18 protein-coding genes are annotated in these 15,993 nt (G+C 62.5%); 13 read left to right on the top strand and 5 right to left on the bottom strand.

The window, feature by feature from the left end:
• The first annotated feature begins 4 nt into the window (after positions 1–4).
• Complete coding sequence (locus tag AC57B1_RS02420; protein WP_007179472.1) at positions 5–274, top strand: HPr family phosphocarrier protein; 270 nt, start codon at positions 5–7, stop codon at positions 272–274.
• Between the two features lie 299 nt (positions 275–573).
• Positions 574–2,322 (top strand): phosphoenolpyruvate--protein phosphotransferase, encoded by a 1,749-nt coding sequence (gene ptsP, locus AC57B1_RS02415; RefSeq protein WP_091796870.1) that lies wholly within the window; start codon positions 574–576, stop codon positions 2,320–2,322.
• Between the two features lie 65 nt (positions 2,323–2,387).
• On the opposite strand, the gene AC57B1_RS02410 is transcribed toward ptsP, so the two are convergent.
• From AC57B1_RS02410 to gpmA, 3 genes are all read right to left on the bottom strand, one after another.
• Entirely contained in the window at positions 2,388–3,146 is a 759-nt protein-coding gene (locus tag AC57B1_RS02410; RefSeq protein ID WP_091796869.1) for a HesA/MoeB/ThiF family protein, read from the bottom strand.
• A 162-nt stretch (positions 3,147–3,308) separates the two neighbouring features.
• Entirely contained in the window at positions 3,309–4,895 is a 1,587-nt protein-coding gene (locus tag AC57B1_RS02405) for a S41 family peptidase (RefSeq protein WP_408298573.1), read from the bottom strand.
• Positions 4,896–5,237: 342 nt separating this feature from the next.
• Positions 5,238–5,984 (bottom strand): 2,3-diphosphoglycerate-dependent phosphoglycerate mutase, encoded by a 747-nt coding sequence (gene gpmA / locus AC57B1_RS02400; protein ID WP_408343626.1) that lies wholly within the window; start codon positions 5,982–5,984, stop codon positions 5,238–5,240.
• A gap of 137 nt (positions 5,985–6,121) precedes the next feature.
• On the opposite strand from gpmA, the gene AC57B1_RS02395 reads away from it, so the two are divergent.
• The 5 genes from AC57B1_RS02395 to AC57B1_RS02375 all read left to right on the top strand — a co-directional run bounded on the left by AC57B1_RS02395 (position 6,122) and on the right by AC57B1_RS02375 (position 8,673).
• Positions 6,122–6,547, top strand: coding sequence for a rhodanese-like domain-containing protein (locus AC57B1_RS02395; protein ID WP_012431601.1), 426 nt, complete (start codon positions 6,122–6,124; stop codon positions 6,545–6,547).
• Positions 6,544–6,807 (top strand): glutaredoxin 3, encoded by a 264-nt coding sequence (gene grxC / locus AC57B1_RS02390; protein WP_007179466.1) that lies wholly within the window; start codon positions 6,544–6,546, stop codon positions 6,805–6,807. The genes AC57B1_RS02395 and grxC overlap by 4 nt, the downstream gene beginning before the upstream one ends.
• 151 nt (positions 6,808–6,958) lie before the next feature.
• Complete coding sequence (secB, locus tag AC57B1_RS02385) at positions 6,959–7,429, top strand: protein-export chaperone SecB (RefSeq protein WP_007179465.1); 471 nt, start codon at positions 6,959–6,961, stop codon at positions 7,427–7,429.
• 22 nt (positions 7,430–7,451) lie between these two features.
• Positions 7,452–8,450, top strand: coding sequence for an NAD(P)H-dependent glycerol-3-phosphate dehydrogenase (locus AC57B1_RS02380; RefSeq protein WP_496416449.1), 999 nt, complete (start codon positions 7,452–7,454; stop codon positions 8,448–8,450).
• 97 nt (positions 8,451–8,547) lie between these two features.
• Positions 8,548–8,673: a hypothetical protein gene (locus AC57B1_RS02375; protein WP_408343622.1), complete on the top strand. Its 126-nt coding sequence runs from the start codon at positions 8,548–8,550 to the stop codon at positions 8,671–8,673.
• Here the strand turns inward: AC57B1_RS02375 and trmL are convergent.
• Both trmL and AC57B1_RS02365 read right to left on the bottom strand, forming a co-directional pair.
• Positions 8,646–9,116, bottom strand: a complete 471-nt coding sequence (gene trmL / locus AC57B1_RS02370; RefSeq protein ID WP_408343620.1) for a tRNA (uridine(34)/cytosine(34)/5-carboxymethylaminomethyluridine(34)-2'-O)-methyltransferase TrmL — start codon at positions 9,114–9,116, stop codon at positions 8,646–8,648. The genes AC57B1_RS02375 and trmL overlap by 28 nt on opposite strands.
• A gap of 18 nt (positions 9,117–9,134) precedes the next feature.
• A complete protein-coding gene (locus AC57B1_RS02365) occupies positions 9,135–9,920 on the bottom strand; it encodes a phosphoribosyltransferase family protein (RefSeq protein ID WP_496416448.1) in 786 nt (261 codons plus the stop codon).
• Between the two features lie 84 nt (positions 9,921–10,004).
• On the opposite strand from AC57B1_RS02365, the gene AC57B1_RS02360 reads away from it, so the two are divergent.
• The 6 genes from AC57B1_RS02360 (at position 10,005) to AC57B1_RS02335 (ending at position 15,990) form a co-directional block, all read left to right on the top strand.
• Positions 10,005–10,970 carry a methyltransferase domain-containing protein gene (locus AC57B1_RS02360; RefSeq protein WP_496416447.1) on the top strand — a complete coding sequence of 322 codons (966 nt, stop codon included), beginning with the start codon at positions 10,005–10,007 and terminating at the stop codon, positions 10,968–10,970.
• A 313-nt stretch (positions 10,971–11,283) separates the two neighbouring features.
• A complete protein-coding gene (locus AC57B1_RS02355) occupies positions 11,284–11,757 on the top strand; it encodes a DUF2244 domain-containing protein (RefSeq protein ID WP_091796862.1) in 474 nt (157 codons plus the stop codon).
• Between the two features lie 66 nt (positions 11,758–11,823).
• Entirely contained in the window at positions 11,824–13,425 is a 1,602-nt protein-coding gene (gene coxB, locus AC57B1_RS02350) for a cytochrome c oxidase subunit II (protein WP_091796861.1), read from the top strand.
• A gap of 44 nt (positions 13,426–13,469) precedes the next feature.
• Positions 13,470–15,083, top strand: coding sequence for a cytochrome c oxidase subunit I (gene ctaD / locus AC57B1_RS02345; RefSeq protein ID WP_091796860.1), 1,614 nt, complete (start codon positions 13,470–13,472; stop codon positions 15,081–15,083).
• A gap of 115 nt (positions 15,084–15,198) precedes the next feature.
• Positions 15,199–15,333 carry a cytochrome oxidase small assembly protein gene (locus tag AC57B1_RS02340; protein ID WP_091796859.1) on the top strand — a complete coding sequence of 45 codons (135 nt, stop codon included), beginning with the start codon at positions 15,199–15,201 and terminating at the stop codon, positions 15,331–15,333.
• A gap of 42 nt (positions 15,334–15,375) precedes the next feature.
• Positions 15,376–15,990 carry a cytochrome c oxidase assembly protein gene (locus AC57B1_RS02335; RefSeq protein WP_091796858.1) on the top strand — a complete coding sequence of 205 codons (615 nt, stop codon included), beginning with the start codon at positions 15,376–15,378 and terminating at the stop codon, positions 15,988–15,990.
• Positions 15,991–15,993 lie beyond the last annotated feature (3 nt).

Below are 15,993 nucleotides of genomic sequence, written 5' to 3'. Positions count from 1 at the left end.
TCACATGCTGCAACAGGAAACGACTATCGTGAACAAGCTGGGGCTGCACGCGCGCGCGTCGGCCAAGTTGACGCAACTCGCAGGCAACTACCAGGCGGAAATCTGGATGAGCCGTAACGGCCGCCGTATCAATGCCAAGAGCATCATGGGCGTGATGATGCTGGCCGCGGGCATCGGCAGCACGGTGCTGATCGAAACAGAAGGCGCTGACGAAAAAGAAGCGATGGACGCATTGCTGAAACTGATTGCCGATAAATTCGGCGAGGGTCAGTGAGCTAGCGCGTCCACGTTGCGATGAGCGCAAACGCCGCGGCTGTCCGCGGCGTTTTTTTTAACGCGTGACAATGGTCGGGCGAAAGCGCGTGAGGGCGCGCACATCGACATTCGCATACGGTTCACGTTGCCGGAACGCGAGTCAGATGAAGGCTCGTTGGCAGCTCGCTTACGGTAATTCGTGCTGCGCTGCACACAGGCCCGACATACCGGCGAAGGGCGCGGAATTTATAATGGCGCAGAGTGTCTGAGAGCATTGCAGCGGTTTGCCGCGGCATCACACAACTAGAGGAGGTGCGCGTGTCCTTCACGCTGCATGGAATTCCCGTGTCACGCGGTATCGCCATCGGGCGGGCTTATCTGATCGCCCCGGCTGCACTCGACGTAGACCACTATCTGATCGAGCCCGCCCAGATCGAAGGCGAGGTGGAGCGCTTTCGCGCGGCCCAGCAGCACGTGCATCACGAGCTCGACGCGTTGCGCGCCGATCTCGCCGTCGACGCACCCAGCGAGATGGGCGCGTTCATCAACGTTCATTCAATGATCCTGAACGATGCGATGCTCGTGCAGGAAACCATCGACCTGATCCGCACGCGCCGCTACAACGTGGAATGGGCGCTGACCGAACAACTCGAGCGCCTGTCGCGCCATTTCGACGATATCGAAGACGAGTACCTGCGCGAGCGCAAAGCCGACATCGAACAGGTGGTGGAGCGCGTGCTGAAGGCGCTCGCGGGCGCGTCGGTGGCGCTCGTGGACGGCGTGCACGGCGCCTGCGACGAGATGATCGTGGTCGCGCACGACATCGCGCCGGCCGACATGATGCAGTTCAAAACGCAAACGTTTCAGGGTTTCGTCACGGATCTGGGCGGCCGCACGTCGCATACGGCGATCGTCGCGCGCAGTCTCGGTATTCCGGCCGCGGTCGGCGTGCAGCACGCGAGCGCATTGATTCGCCAGGACGACCTGATCATTGTCGACGGTGATCACGGCATTGTGATCGTCGATCCCGCGCCGATCGTGCTGGAGGAGTATTCGTACCGGCAAAGCGAAAAAGCGCTCGAGCAGCGCAAGCTGCAACGGCTGAAGTTTTCGCCCACTCAAACGCTGTGCGGCACGCGTATCGAGTTGTGCGCGAATATCGAGTTGCCGGAAGATGCGAGCGCCGCGCTCGACGCGGGAGCCATGGGCGTGGGTCTGTTCCGCTCCGAATTCCTGTTCATGAATCACAAGGACCGGTTGCCGGAAGAGGAGGAGCAGTTTGCCGCGTACCGTCGCGCGGTCGAATTGATGAACGGCCTGCCGGTCACGATTCGCACGATCGACGTGGGCGCCGACAAACCGCTCGATTCGATGGGCGGGGGCGATGGTTATGAAACCGCCGCGAACCCGGCCTTGGGTCTTAGAGCGATTCGCTGGAGCCTCTCCGAGCCGCAGATGTTTCTCACGCAGTTGCGCGCGATACTGCGCGCGTCTGCGTTCGGTACGGTGAAAATTCTGATTCCGATGCTCGCGCATGCGCAGGAGATCGATCAGACGCTCGACCTGATTCGCGAAGCCAAACGTCAGCTCGACGACGCCGGCATGGCCTACGATCCGAACGTGCAGGTCGGCGCGATGATCGAGATTCCGGCCGCCGCCATCGCCTTGCCGCTGTTCCTCAAGCGGCTCGATTTCCTGTCGATCGGCACGAACGATCTGATCCAGTACACGCTGGCGATCGATCGCGCGGACAACTCCGTCGCGCATCTGTACGACCCGCTGCATCCGGCTGTGCTGCACCTGATCGCGTTCACGCTGCGCGAGGCGAAGCGCGCGGGCGTGCCCGTCTCGGTGTGCGGTGAGATGGCGGGAGACCCGGCGTTGACGCGTCTCTTGCTCGGCATGGGTCTCACCGAGTTTTCGATGCATCCGAGCCAACTGCTGGTGGTCAAGCAGGAAGTGCTGCGCGCGCATTTGAAGACGCTCGAAAAGCCGGTGGCCGATGTGCTGGCTTCGTTCGAACCCGAAGAAGTGCAGGCTGCGCTGAAGCGCGTGTCGCTGGCCTGAGTTCACGTCTTTGAATAAGAAACGCCGCCTCGCGGGCGGCGTTTTTTTAGCCTTACGGCAGTAGATCAAGCCGGGTGCGTTTGCCCGCATACCGGGCAATCCGGCTGCCGGGCAATACGCATCGTGTTCCACTCCATGCGCAGCGAATCGAGCATCATCAGGCGGCCGAGCAACGGCGTGCCGATTCCGCCGATCACCTTGAGCGCCTCGGCGGCCTGCATCGAACCGACGATACCGACTGTCGGCGCGAACACACCCATGGTCGAACACGCGACTTCCTCGAACGGCTGGTCTTCGGGAAACACACACGCATAGCAGGGCGACGCTTCGTCGCGGAAGTCGAAGGTGCTGATCTGGCCGTCGAATCGCAACGCCGCGCCCGATACGAGCGGCACGCCGTGCTTCACGCACGCGCGGTTGATCGCGTGGCGCGTCGCGAAGTTATCCGTGCAGTCGAGCACGACCGTGGCATGCGGCACTTGTGCGTCGAGCCACGCGTCGTCCACGCGCTCGGCCACCGCATTCACCACCACCTCGGGATTGATCCGCGCGATTGCCTCGCGCCCGGACTCGACCTTCTTGCGCCCGATAGATGCGGTCACATGCAGGATCTGGCGCTGCAGATTGGTCAGGTCGACCGTATCGGCATCAACCAGCGTCAAACGGCCGACACCCGCGGCAGCGAGATACATCGCGGCCGGCGAACCCAGGCCACCCGCGCCGACGATGATCGCGTGAGCGTCGATAAAGCGCTGCTGAGCCTCGATGCCGATTTCGTCGACGAGGATGTGGCGGGAATAGCGAAGCAGTTGATCGTCGTTCATGGCGGGGCGCGTGAGTGTGTCGCGCGTTGAGATGCAGGACCGAAGGGTCTGCCGTGCGCGGTTTCTTTATTTTAATCGCGCGGGGAGCGGGTGTTCTGGCTGATGCCCGGTATGGCAGCGTGTCTTCGCAGCAGCTTGCGCTGCGAAGACACGCTTTGATGCTTACTTGCTTTGCGTAGCAGGCGTCGAGGCCGGCGCCGGGCCCGACGCGCCCGGCACCGGTTGCGTCGGCTTGACCGCGACCGGCGCGGACGCCGACGCGGCCGGCTTGTTCTGCGCGAGACGACGCTCGGTCAGCGACTTCGATTCCTGCACCGGCTTGCCTTCCAGCTTGTTCAGCGCCTGTTGCAGCATGAAGTCGTCAGTCGAACCGAATTCCACCGGTTTGCGCTCACGATCCTTCTGACGCTGTTCCGGCGTCTTCTTGTCGTTCTGCTCTTCAAGCAGGCGCAACTGGTCCATACGTTCCTGCTCGCGCTGTTCCGCTTCCTTCTTCTCGTTCGGATCCTGCGTGTTCGCAAGGTGATTCGAGTAGTCGACTTCGCGGGTCACGAGTGCGTCGTCCGGATCGCCTTCCGCGTATTGATCGACCGCGATATCAGGACGGATGCCCTTGTTCTGGATCGAACGGCCGCTCGGCGTGTAGTAGTACGCCGTGGTCAGACGCAGTGCCGTGTCCGCCGTCATGGGTCGCACGGTCTGCACCGAACCCTTGCCGAAGGTGGTCTTGCCGACGATCAACGCACGATGCTGATCCTGCAGCGCGCCCGCGACGATTTCCGACGCCGACGCGGAGTACGCGTTGGTCAGCACGATCATCGGCACGGTCTTGAAGATCGGCGCTTCGTCCTTCAGCGGATCGCTGTCGAAGGACTGCAGGCGGTAGTTGTCGTAGGTGTCGCGATAGACCTGCTTCGAATCCGGAATCTGGCCATTGGTGGACACCACAACCGAATTCGGCGGCAGGAATGCGCCAGCCACGCCGACCGCGCTTTGCAGCAGGCCGCCGCCGTTGTTGCGCAGGTCGAGCACGAGACCCTTCAGATTCGGCTGCTGACGCGCGATATCTTGCAGCTTCGCGGCGAGGTCAGGCGTGGTGCGTTCCTGGAAGCTCGTGATCCGCACATAGGCGTAGCCTGGCGCGAGGATCTTCATCTTGACCGACTGGACCTTGATGACCGCGCGCGTGACGGTGAGCGGGAAGGTGCGGTCGTCGGTCTTGCGGAAGATCGTGAGCGTGACCTTGGTGCCCGGCTCGCCGCGCATCTGCTTGACCGCCTGGTCGAGCGTCATGCCGCGCACGGGCTTGTCGTTGATGCGCGTGATCAGGTCGCCCGGACGGATGCCGGCGCGGAACGCGGGCGTGTCTTCGATCGGCGAGATCACTTTGATCAGGCCGTCTTCCGACGAAATTTCGATACCGAGTCCGGCGAAGCGACCCTTGGTCTGCTCCTGCAGTTCCTCGTAATCGGTCTTGTCGAGATATGACGAGTGCGGGTCGAGGCTCGACACCATGCCTTTGATGGCGGCGGTGAGAAGCTTTTTATCGTCGACGGGTTCGACGTACTCGTGCTTGATTTGCCCGAACACTTCGGCAAAGAGCCTGAGCTGGTCCAGCGGCAGCGGTGCGACAGCGTTGGACGCTGCGCTGGCCGGTTGCTGCGCCGAAGCGGAAAGTTGCAGGGTGGCAAATACACCGGTAGCAAGGCCCGCGGCAATCAGGCCGATATTTTTCAGGTTCTTTCGCATAGAGTCTGTTGCGGTCGGAAGCGCGTGGCAGCGTCGATAGAGATGGGGACGGACAAGTATAACTGCACACCCGCCCAGTCAGGGCGTAGCGCAGGCAATCGTGATTCGACAGCGCGAGCCGGGCCTGGTTCGTGAGATGCGGCCCGCGACGCCGAAGTAATGTGCGGTAACGGATTGATGGCGCGAGAATGGCGCGCTTGACAGACGTGACAGGCGCGAGCCGCGCCGACCGGTATGTCTTGCCGGTCGGCGCGGCCATTAGCCGCCATGTGTCACCAATCGCCGCCAGTAGCCGCCGTTGCGCTGTATCGATGGCGGCAGCATGGCGGCGAGATGGCGGAATCAGCCGGCTTTGCCTTGCTTGGCGACTGCGGCTTGCGCCTTGGCGATTGCGTCCTGATCGCCCAGATAGTAGTGCTTGAGCGGCTTGAGATTTTCGTCGAGCTCATAGACGAGCGGCACGCCGTTCGGAATATTCAGACCGACGATGTCGTTGTCCGAAATATTGTCGAGGTATTTCACCAGCGCGCGGATCGAATTGCCGTGGGCGGCGATCACGACCTTGCGGCCCGACTTGATCGCCGGCGCAATCGACTCGTTCCACAGGGGCAGAACGCGCGCCACCGTGTCTTTCAGGCATTCGGTGAGCGGCAGCTGCTCGCGCGGCACCTTGGCATAGCGCGGATCGCTGTAGGGCGCGCGTTCGTCCGTCGGCTCGAGTGCGGGCGGCGGCGTGTCGTAGCTGCGGCGCCAGACCAGCACCTGCTCGTCGCCGAATTTGGCGGCCGTTTCCGCCTTGTTCAGACCCGACAACGCGCCGTAGTGGCGTTCGTTCAGACGCCACGAATGCACCACTGGCAGGTACATCAGATCCATTTTGTCCTGCACGTGCCACAGGGTGCGGATCGCGCGCTTGAGCACCGACGTGTAGGCGATGTCGAACGTGTAGCCCGAATCCTTCAGCAGCACGCCGGCTTGCTGCGCTTCACTGTTGCCCTGCTCGGTGAGGTCGACGTCGACCCAGCCCGTGAAGCGGTTTTCCTTGTTCCACGTCGATTCGCCGTGGCGGATGAGAACGAGTTTGTACATGAGATTGCCGGTCGGTAGTGAGGAAGCGGTAAAGCGTTGCGGGGGTCCTCTGGAGGAGCGCCGCCATCGCGTCAGACGGTTATTTTATAATGGCTGGATTGCCCTTTTCGATTTCTCTCTTTTTCGGCGGATTTTCCGTGAAGTTTTTCACTGATTACACAAACCTTGTACTGATCGCGATCGTCCTCATCTCCGGTGGGTTGCTGCTGTGGCCGACGATCAGCCGGCGCGGCCGCGGTGGCCTGTCGGCCGCTGAAGCCACGCAACTGATCAACCGGCGCAATGCGGCGGTCATCGACCTTCGTCCGTCCGCCGACTACGCCAAGGGGCATTTGCCCGCGGCCCGGCACCTTGAATTTGCGGAGTTGCAGGCGAAAGTCGCGCAACTCGTGAAGAATAAGAGCAACCCGGTGCTGCTGGTTTGCCAGACCGGCCAGCAGTCGAACAAGGCAGCGCGTATCGTGCAGGATGCAGGGTATGCGGAAGTCCATGTTCTCGAAGGCGGTGTCGACGCCTGGCAGAAAGCCGGCATGCCGGTTGTGAAACAAGGAGCAGCCAAGTGAACAAAGTGATCATGTACAGCACCCAGGTGTGCCCGTATTGCCAGATGGCCGAACGTCTTTTAAAGTCGCGCGGCGTCGAGCACGTTGAAAAGGTACTGATCGACAAAGACCCGGCCCGTCGTGAGGAAATGATGACCCGGACCGGTCGCCGCACGGTGCCGCAAGTGTTCATCGGCGAGACGCATGTGGGCGGGTACGATGACCTCTCCGCGCTCGATCGCGCGGGCGGGTTGATGCCGCTGCTCGAAGCAACCGCCTGAATTTGCGCGCCCGCGGGTGCGCGATAAGGGCGGCTGAACACCAAGCCGGTGCGGTCTCGCCTCATCAGGGCGGGCGGCGTGCCGCAACGATCTGGCGGCCCATGCAACCATGGGCCGCCGCCATGCATACCTATCAGGGAATCACTTCATCATGTCCGACGAGAATAACCAGCCGTTCTTCAACATCCAGCGTATCTACCTGAAGGACATGTCGCTCGAGCAGCCGAATTCGCCGGGCATCTTCCTCGAGCAGGAAATGCCGTCGGTCGAAGTCGAAGTCGACGTGAAGGCCGAGCGCCTCGCCGACACCGTGTTCGAAATCCTCGTTACGGGCACGGTCACGGCCAAGGTGTCGGACAAGGTTGCGTTCCTGATCGAAGCCAAGCAAGCCGGCATTTTCGACATCCGCAACATTCCGGCTGAGCAGATCGACCCGCTGGTCGGCATTGCTTGCCCGACCATTCTGTTCCCGTACCTGCGCTCGAACATTGCCGACGCGATCACCCGCGCCGGTTTCCCGCCGATCCATCTCGCCGAAATCAACTTCCAGGCACTGTACGAGCAACGCCTCGCGCAGATGGGCGGCCAGGACGGCGCGGCGCAAAACGGCGTCACGCACTAACGTGTCGCCAGCAGTGCCGGCTATGAAGGTTGCTGTCCTTGGCGCCGGCGCATGGGGCACCGCCCTTGCCGGCCATCTGGCCGTACGGCACGACACGGTATTGTGGGCGCGTGAGCCCGCGCTCATTGCCGATCTCCGCGCTTCGCACGAAAACGCCCGCTATCTGGCGGGCGTTGCCTTGCCGCCCGCGCTGCGCTACGAGGCGGAGCTCACCGCAGCGCTCGAACACGCGCTCGCCGGCGACGCGTTATGCGTCGTGGCAACGCCCGTGGCCGGACTGCGTAGTCTCTTTCGGGCCATGCGCGATGCGGGCAAAGTGCCCGCGCATGTGGTGTGGCTGTGCAAGGGCTTCGAGGCCGATTCGCAGTTGATGCCGCATCAGGTGGTCGCGGCCGAGCTGCCGCAACATGGCAGTAACGGTGTGCTGTCCGGTCCGAGCTTCGCGCGCGAAGTCGCGCAGGGCTTGCCGGTCGCGTTGACCATCGCGAGTGCTTCGGCGGCGTGCCGCGAGCGCACGGTCGCTGCGTTCCATCACGGCGCCATGCGCATCTATACCGGCGACGACGTCGTCGGCGTGGAAGTGGGCGGCGCGGTGAAAAACGTGCTCGCCATTGCAACGGGCATTGCGGATGGCCTCGGGCTCGGTCTGAACGCCCGCGCGGCATTGATTACGCGCGGCCTCGCTGAAATGTCGCGCCTCGGCGTGACGCTCGGCGGGCGCGCGGAAACGTTCACCGGCTTGACCGGTCTGGGCGATCTGATCCTGACCGCCACCGGCGATCTGTCGCGCAATCGTACGGTCGGCCTGCAACTCGCTGCGGGCCGCACGCTCGACGATATTCTCGGCGGCCTCGGTCATGTGGCCGAAGGGGTGCGTTGTGCGCAAGCGGTCCTCGCGATCGCCCGTGCTCATGCAATCGACATGCCGATCACGCAGGCGGTCTGTGCCGTGCTGTTCGACGGCGTGGCGCCTCGCGACGCCGTCAGCGCCCTGCTGCGGCGCGACTCCAAAGCTGAATAAGCCGTGTCTTTCAGCCGTTTAGCGCGCCAAAGCGCTGAACGGCTGCCCGCTGTCGCTGCCCGCGTTTTTATCGACGCTTCGCATCAGCGAGGTTCCCATGCTCCGTCTCAATCGTTGCACGCAGGACGAGCGGATGGTGTTCCCCTGTTTCAGCGACACCATGTTCGCGCGCTACGAGGCGGAATTGCAGCGCCGTCAGGCCCCGCCTTCGAAGCCCGTCTGACGCCAGGCCTCGAACACCACGACCGCGACGGTATTCGACAGGTTCAGGCTGCGGTTGCCAGGCCGCATGGGCAGGCGCACGCGCTGCTCGTTGGCGAACTGGTCGAGCACGGAGTCGGGCAGGCCGCGCGTTTCGGCGCCGAACACGAACCAGTCGCCCGAGTGAAACGCGTGCTCGTGGAAGCGGCCCGAACCGCGCGTGGTGAAGGCGAACATGCGCGCCGGATCTGGCGATTCCCTGGCGATAAACGCTGCCCAGTCGGCATGCACGTTCATTTGCGCGTACTCGTGATAGTCGAGACCGGCGCGGCGCAGCTTGGCATCGTCGAGCGGGAAGCCGAGCGGTTCGATTAGATGGAGGCGCGCGCCGGTGTTGGCGCACAGACGGATCACGTTGCCGGTGTTCGGCGGGATTTCCGGTTCTACGAGAACGACATTGAACATGGTGAGCTCAGGTTGAGACTAGTTTTTCGGCGTGCGCAGCGCGACGAAGTTGGTGACCCGCCGCGCACCGGCGGCCTTGAGCGTGCGTGCCAGCGCTTCGAGTGTCGCGCCGGTGGTCATCACGTCGTCGACAATGCCGACGTGCAGACCTTGCACGGATCCGGCGACCTTGAAGGCGCGGCCTACGTTCAGACGGCGGGCGGCGAGATCGAGCCGCGACTGCGGTGCGGTGTGAATCATTCGATGCAGCAGGGTTGCGTCGCTGCGTATATTGAGCGTGCGAGCCAGTGGCCTCGCGATCTGCCAGGCCTGGTTGTAGCCGCGCTCGATGAGACGTTTTTTGGCAAGCGGCACGGGTGCGATCACATCGGGCCATTCAGCCAGCTCTTGGCAGGAATCCTGGGCGAGGCGCGCGAGGCGTTGCCCGAACTCGCGCGCCAGCATCAGCCGGGCGCGGAATTTCAGGCCGACGGCCAGCGTGTCGAGCGGTGCCCGGTAGTCCGCAAGGGCGAACGTGGCGTCGAACGGTGGCGGCTCGTCAATGCAATCCGCACACCGGTATTGCGCGTGGACCGGCGATCGCGTGGCGGATAACGGTACCGCGCAAACAGTGCATCGCAACCGGCCTTCATTCCAGTAGGCCTCGTCGCAACCGGCACAAAGCGTCGCGTGCGACAAATTGCCGCACAACGCGCACAGGTTCGGCAACGCGGCCTGCGCCACCCGCGGCCATGCGGAATTGACAGCACGCGCGAAACTTGCGAACCGGGCGCCGGAAGATGACGAAATGGGTCGGAGTGGCATGGCTGGACCGCCCGCGAAGGCCTTTCACACTGAATGGAGGGGAGCGAGCGAGTATACTTCGGGCTCTACGCCAGTACGACACTCATGTCCTCAACTTCCGCTCAATCGGGCCGTCCGGCCTATGATTCCCAGCGCCTCCAGCGGATCTTCGACCGCCGCGCGGCGACCTTTGGCGACGTCGCGTTCCTGCCGCGCGAAATCGCGCAGCGCATGCGCGAGCGTCTCGACTACATCAAGGTCACGCCGGCGAGCGTGCTCGACGCTGGTTGCGGGATGGGCGAAGACATCCCTGCTTTGCGCGAGCGCTTTCCCGAGGCGCCGGTGTTCGGCTCCGACCTGTCGCATGGCATGCTCACGCGCGCGCTGCAGCACGATTCGGGTGACACGAGCTGGCGGCGCTTTCTGCCGGCCACGCTCGGCAGAGCGCTCGGCGCCCGCGGGCCGCGCTTCGCGCAAGCCGACTTTTCGGCGCTGCCGTTCGCGGCCGGCGCCTTCGAATTCATCTGGTCCAATCTTGCGCTGCATTGGCACTCGCGGCCCGATCTCGTGTTTCCCGAGTGGCAGCGTGTGCTGAAGGTCAACGGCCTCTTGATGTTCAGCACGCTTGGCCCCGACTCGCTCAAGGAGTTGCGCGGCGCCTACGCCGAAGTCGAAGCCGCGCACGGCGTTGCCTCGCGCAAGCATGTGATCGATTTCGTCGACATGCACGACCTGGGCGACATGCTGGTGGAAAGCGGTTTCGAGATTCCGGTGATGGACCAGGAAGTGCTGACCATTACCTATAAGTCGCCCGAGTCGCTGCTCGCCGACGTGCGCCGCTGGGGCGCCTATCCGTTCGAGCGCGAGGCCTCGTCGGGCGCCGTCGCGCGCAGGCTGCACAAGGCTTTGCTGGCAGCGCTCGAAGCCCGTCGGCGCGCTGACGGCACGATCGCGCTGACCTTCGAGGTGATCTACGGGCACGCATGGAAAGCCGTGCCGCGCACGACTGCCGAAGGTCATGGGATCGTGCGGATCGAGGACATCGGGCGAGGTTCGGCGAGGAACCGTTGATGAATCAGTGAGGCGGTAAAGAGGACATCTGTTATGTCTGAAATTACCGCTTCAAAAGACGCGCAAAAGCTGCGTCAAAACGGCGCGGAGGCTTGTCACGCCTGGGTTGTGGGCCAATTGACGCTTGCTTGTGGATGCTATGGATCGCGCCTATAATGCGTCAGTTTGTCGCCCGGAGTTCCCACATTTGGGGCGGCAGCCCCGAGGCATAGGGCAGCAAGATAAGATGACGCGGCGGTGATCGGGTGACCGGATTAGCGGTCGCAAGAAATGGCCGCAGGCGGCGATTGGAGACAATCGGCGGGAGGCAGCGATGGAAGCATCAGATCTGCTGGCGGATTCAGAACCGGTTCTCAAAGACTGGACGATGAAACGCAACTGTTCGATATCGCCGCGGCAGTTCGTCTGTTTCTACGTGTCGCTTGCGTTGTTCTCGTTGGCAATTGCATTCATGCTGGTTCTGGTCGGCGCCTGGCTGGTGTTGCCGTTCACCGGTGTCGAATTGCTGGCGGTGGGCATCGCGTTTGCCATATATGCGCGTCATGCTGTGGACTACGAGCGCATCCGGCTGTTTCAGAACCGGCTCGTGGTCGAGCAGGTCAGCGCCGAGCAGCTCACGCAGTTCGAGTTCAATCCGCGCTGGGTGCGGATCGAGGCAGGCGCAACGCCACGTGACCGGATCAAACTGGTCTCACGCGGCCAGACGATCATGATCGGGCAACATCTCGCGCAGTATCGGCGCGCGCAGTTCGCAGGTGAATTGCGTATGTGGCTCACACGTTGTTAGACGTGTTGAGAAGCGCGGCGTTCACGGGGAGCGCGAGGTTACCTGCCAGCGGGGTCGAGGGTTTGAATGGAAATTTTGGGTAAGGAAGCTATGAAAACAATCAAGCGAGCCCTCATGGGCGTGCTGGCGATGAGCGGACTGCTTTTCGCCGGTGCCGCCCTGGCAGTGGGCGATGTTCCGGGCGGCCCTGCCGTCAACGAGATCAATCTCCAGCCGCCTGCGACGAAAATCGCTGAGGAGCTCTTCAGCCTCCACATGTTCATGCTGGTGCTTTGCACGGTGATTTTCGTCGGCGTGTTCGCCGTGATGTTCTATTCGATCTTCGCCCACCGCAAATCGAAAGGCCACAAGGCATCGAATTTCCACGAAAGCACCACCGTCGAAATCATCTGGACGATCGTGCCGTTCATCATCGTCGTGTTGATGGCGCTGCCCGCCACCAAGACCGTCGTGGCGATGAAAGACACCACCAACGCCGACGTCACCATCAAGGTCACGGGCTATCAGTGGAAGTGGGGCTACGACTACGTGAAGGGCCCGGGCGAGGGCATCAACTTCCTGTCCACGCTGACCACGCCGCGTGCGGAAACCGATGGCCGCCAGCCGATTTCCACCACGTACCTGCAGGAAGTCGACAATCCGCTGGTCGTGCCGGTCGACAAGAAAATCCGCATCATCACCACCGCGAACGACGTGGTCCACTCCTGGTACGTGCCGGCCTTCGGCGTGAAGCAGGACGCGATTCCGGGTTTCGTGCGCGACACGTGGTTCAAGGCTGACAAGGTCGGCACGTTCCGGGGCTTCTGTACCGAGCTGTGCGGCAAGGAACACGCGTTCATGCCGGTGGTGGTCGAAGTGCTGTCCGCCGACGACTACGCGAAGTGGGTCGACACCCAGAAGAAGAAAATGGCCGCAGGCCAGGACGATCCGAACAAGACCTACACGATGGCCGAGCTGATGGAGCGCGGCGGCAAGGTGTACGCGGCGAACTGCGCGGTCTGCCACCAGCCGACCGGCAAGGGCGTGGGCGCATTCCCGGCGCTCGACGGCAGCAAGATCGCCAACGGCGCGATTGCCGAGCACGTCAGTCTGGTGCTGAAGGGCAAGAACGCGATGCCTTCGTGGGCGCCTACGTTGAACGACGTCGAAATCGCATCGGTCGTCACGTACGAACGTAATTCGTGGGGCAACCACACGGGCGACATTCTCCAGCCGAAGCAGGTTGCGGACGCGCGCAACGGCAAGCTGCCGGAAGGCGGCAACCATCTGGCCGACGCAGGCGCGGCAGCGAGCGGCGCTGAGGCGGCTTCGGGCGCCTCGGGTGCTGCAGCGGACAGCGCCGCATCGCCGGCAACACTTCCCGCCAGCATCTACTTCGACACTGGCAAGAGCACACTGCCTGCCGACGCGAAAGCGGCGGTCGACGCAGCTGCGGCCTATGCGAAAGCACATCCGGACGCGAAATTCACGCTGTCGGGCTTCACCGACGCCACCGGCTCCGCCGACCTCAACGCGAAACTCGCGAAGAGCCGTGCCGAAGCCGTGCGCGACGCGTTGAAAGCAGCCGGCATTGCCGAAGACCATATTATTTTGAAGAAGCCGGAAACGATCACGGGCGGCAGTGACGCGAAAGAAGCCCGGCGTGTTCAGATCAGCCCGGCTGCCTGACGTGTTCATGGTCAGCACCGCAGTATTCGCTTTAGGAGATTGTCATGTCTAGCATCGGACACGATGTAGTCGCGGGCCACGAGCACGTGCACGGCGACCATGCCCACGAAACGCCGCATGGTTGGCGCCGTTGGCTGTTCGCAACCAATCACAAGGACATCGGTACGCTGTACCTGATCTTCTCGTTCACCATGTTCCTCTCCGGGGGCGTGATGGCGCTGATGATCCGTGCCGAACTGTTCGAGCCGGGTCTGCAGATCATGCGTCCCGAGTTCTTCAACCAGTTGACCACCATGCACGGCCTGATCATGGTGTTCGGCGCGATCATGCCGGCTTTCGTCGGCTTCGCGAACTGGATGGTGCCGCTGCAGATCGGCGCGTCGGACATGGCTTTCGCCCGCATGAACAACTTCAGCTTCTGGCTCCTGCCGGTGGCGGCGGTTCTGCTGGTCGGTTCGTTCTTCTCGCCGGGCGGCGCGACCGCCGCGGGCTGGACGCTGTACGCGCCGCTGTCCACGCAGATGGGCCCGGGCATGGACTTCGCGATTTTCGCGGTCCACTTGATGGGTGCTTCGTCGATCATGGGCGGGATCAACATCGTCGTGACGATCCTGAACATGCGCGCGCCCGGCCTCACGCTGATGAAGATGCCGATGTTCGTCTGGACGTGGCTGATCACCGCGTACCTGCTGATCGCCGTGATGCCGGTTCTGGCAGGCGCGATCACCATGGTGCTATTCGATCGCCACTTCGGCACGTCGTTCTTCAACGCGGCAGGCGGCGGCGACCCGGTCATGTACCAGCACATCTTCTGGTTCTTCGGGCACCCCGAGGTGTACATCATGATCTTGCCGGCGTTCGGGATCGTCTCGCAGGTGATTCCGGCGTTCTCGCGCAAGCCGCTGTTCGGCTACAGCTCGATGGTGTACGCAACCTCGTCGATCGCGATTCTGTCGTTCATGGTGTGGGCGCACCACATGTTCGCAACCGGCATGCCGGTGACGGGCCAGTTGTTCTTCATGTACGCCACCATGCTGATCGCCGTGCCGACGGGCGTGAAGGTGTTCAACTGGGTCGCGACGATGTGGCGCGGTTCGCTGAGCTTCGAAACGCCTATGCTGTTCGCAGTCGGCTTCCTGCTGGTGTTCACGTTCGGCGGCCTGTCGGGTCTGATGCTGGCCATGGCGCCGCTCGACATTCAGTATCACGGTACTTATTTCGTGGTGGCGCACTTCCACTACGTGCTGGTGGCGGGCTCGCTTTTCGCGCTGTTCTCCGGCTGGTACTACTGGGCGCCGAAGTGGACCGGCTGGATGTACAACGAAACGCGCGGCAAGATTCACTTCTGGGCGTCGATGTTCTTCTTCAACCTCGCGTTCCTGCCGATGCACTTCGTCGGCCTCGCAGGTATGCCGCGTCGTTATGCTGACTACCCGGCGCAGTTCACCGACTGGAACCAGGTCATCTCGATCGGCGCGTTCGGCTTCGGTCTGGCGCAGGTCTACTTCCTGTTCGCGGTTGCACTGCCGGCCTACCGTGGCGGCGGCGAACTCGAAAAAGCTGGCGACAAGCCGTGGGACGGCGCAACGGGTCTCGAGTGGACCGTGCCGAGCCCGGCTCCGTTCCACACGTTCGAAAACCCGCCGACCGTCGAGTAATCGATAAGTTGGTGAGATTGCCGGCTCGGGCAGTGCAGCAGTTGGTTACCTGAGCCGGCGATCACGAAGGTAGTGGCGGCGTCCGTAGTCACGAAAAGTATTCAGAAAGTCGAGCATGACGCGCAATCCTCAAGAAAGACGTACGCCCGAGCAGATTCGCGCGGGTAACCGGCGGATCGGTTTCGTGATGTTGTTGATCGCCGCGGTCTTTTTCGCGAGCGTCATCATTCATCAGAAGTGGTTCTCCTGACAAAGCGGTTCGAGTCAGTTTGCAGGTTTGTTGAGGATTGAGATGTCGACGCAACCGCCGGCTCAAGCCGACCGCTCTTTTAACCGTTCGATGCTGATCAAGCTGTTCATCGTCGCCTTGATGATGTTCGGTTTCGGCTTCGCGCTGGTGCCGATGTACCGTGCGATCTGCCAGATCACCGGCATCAACAACCTCGTGCAGCGTGATGCCACGGCGCGCGAGGCGAAGAATACGCAGGTCGACATGAGCCGCACGATTTCGATCGAATTCGATGCGAACGCGCGCGGCCCGCTGGGATTCAAGCCGGAGCAGCGTAGTCTCGACGTGCACCCTGGCGAAGTGACAACGGTGATGTACGAGGTGAGCAATGAACAGGCGCGCACGATTCAGGCGCAAGCCATTCCGAGCTACGCGCCGAAGCAGGCCACCGAGTACTTCAAGAAGATCGAGTGTTTTTGCTTCACGCAGCAAACCTTGACGGCGAATCAGACGAAGCGGATGCCGGTGGTGTTCGTGGTCGATCCCAAGTTGCCGAAGGACGTCAAGACGATCACGTTGTCGTACACGTTTTTTGAATTGAATACGCCGGCGGCGGCAAAGGCCGGAAACGCAGCACCCACGGCCAATACGGCGGCCACCACCGGCAATCCCGCCTGACGG

This window comes from Paraburkholderia sp. BGA-UO-ETr-F21, assembly GCF_059567925.1.
This window is presented reverse-complemented; position numbering and strand designations above follow the sequence as displayed.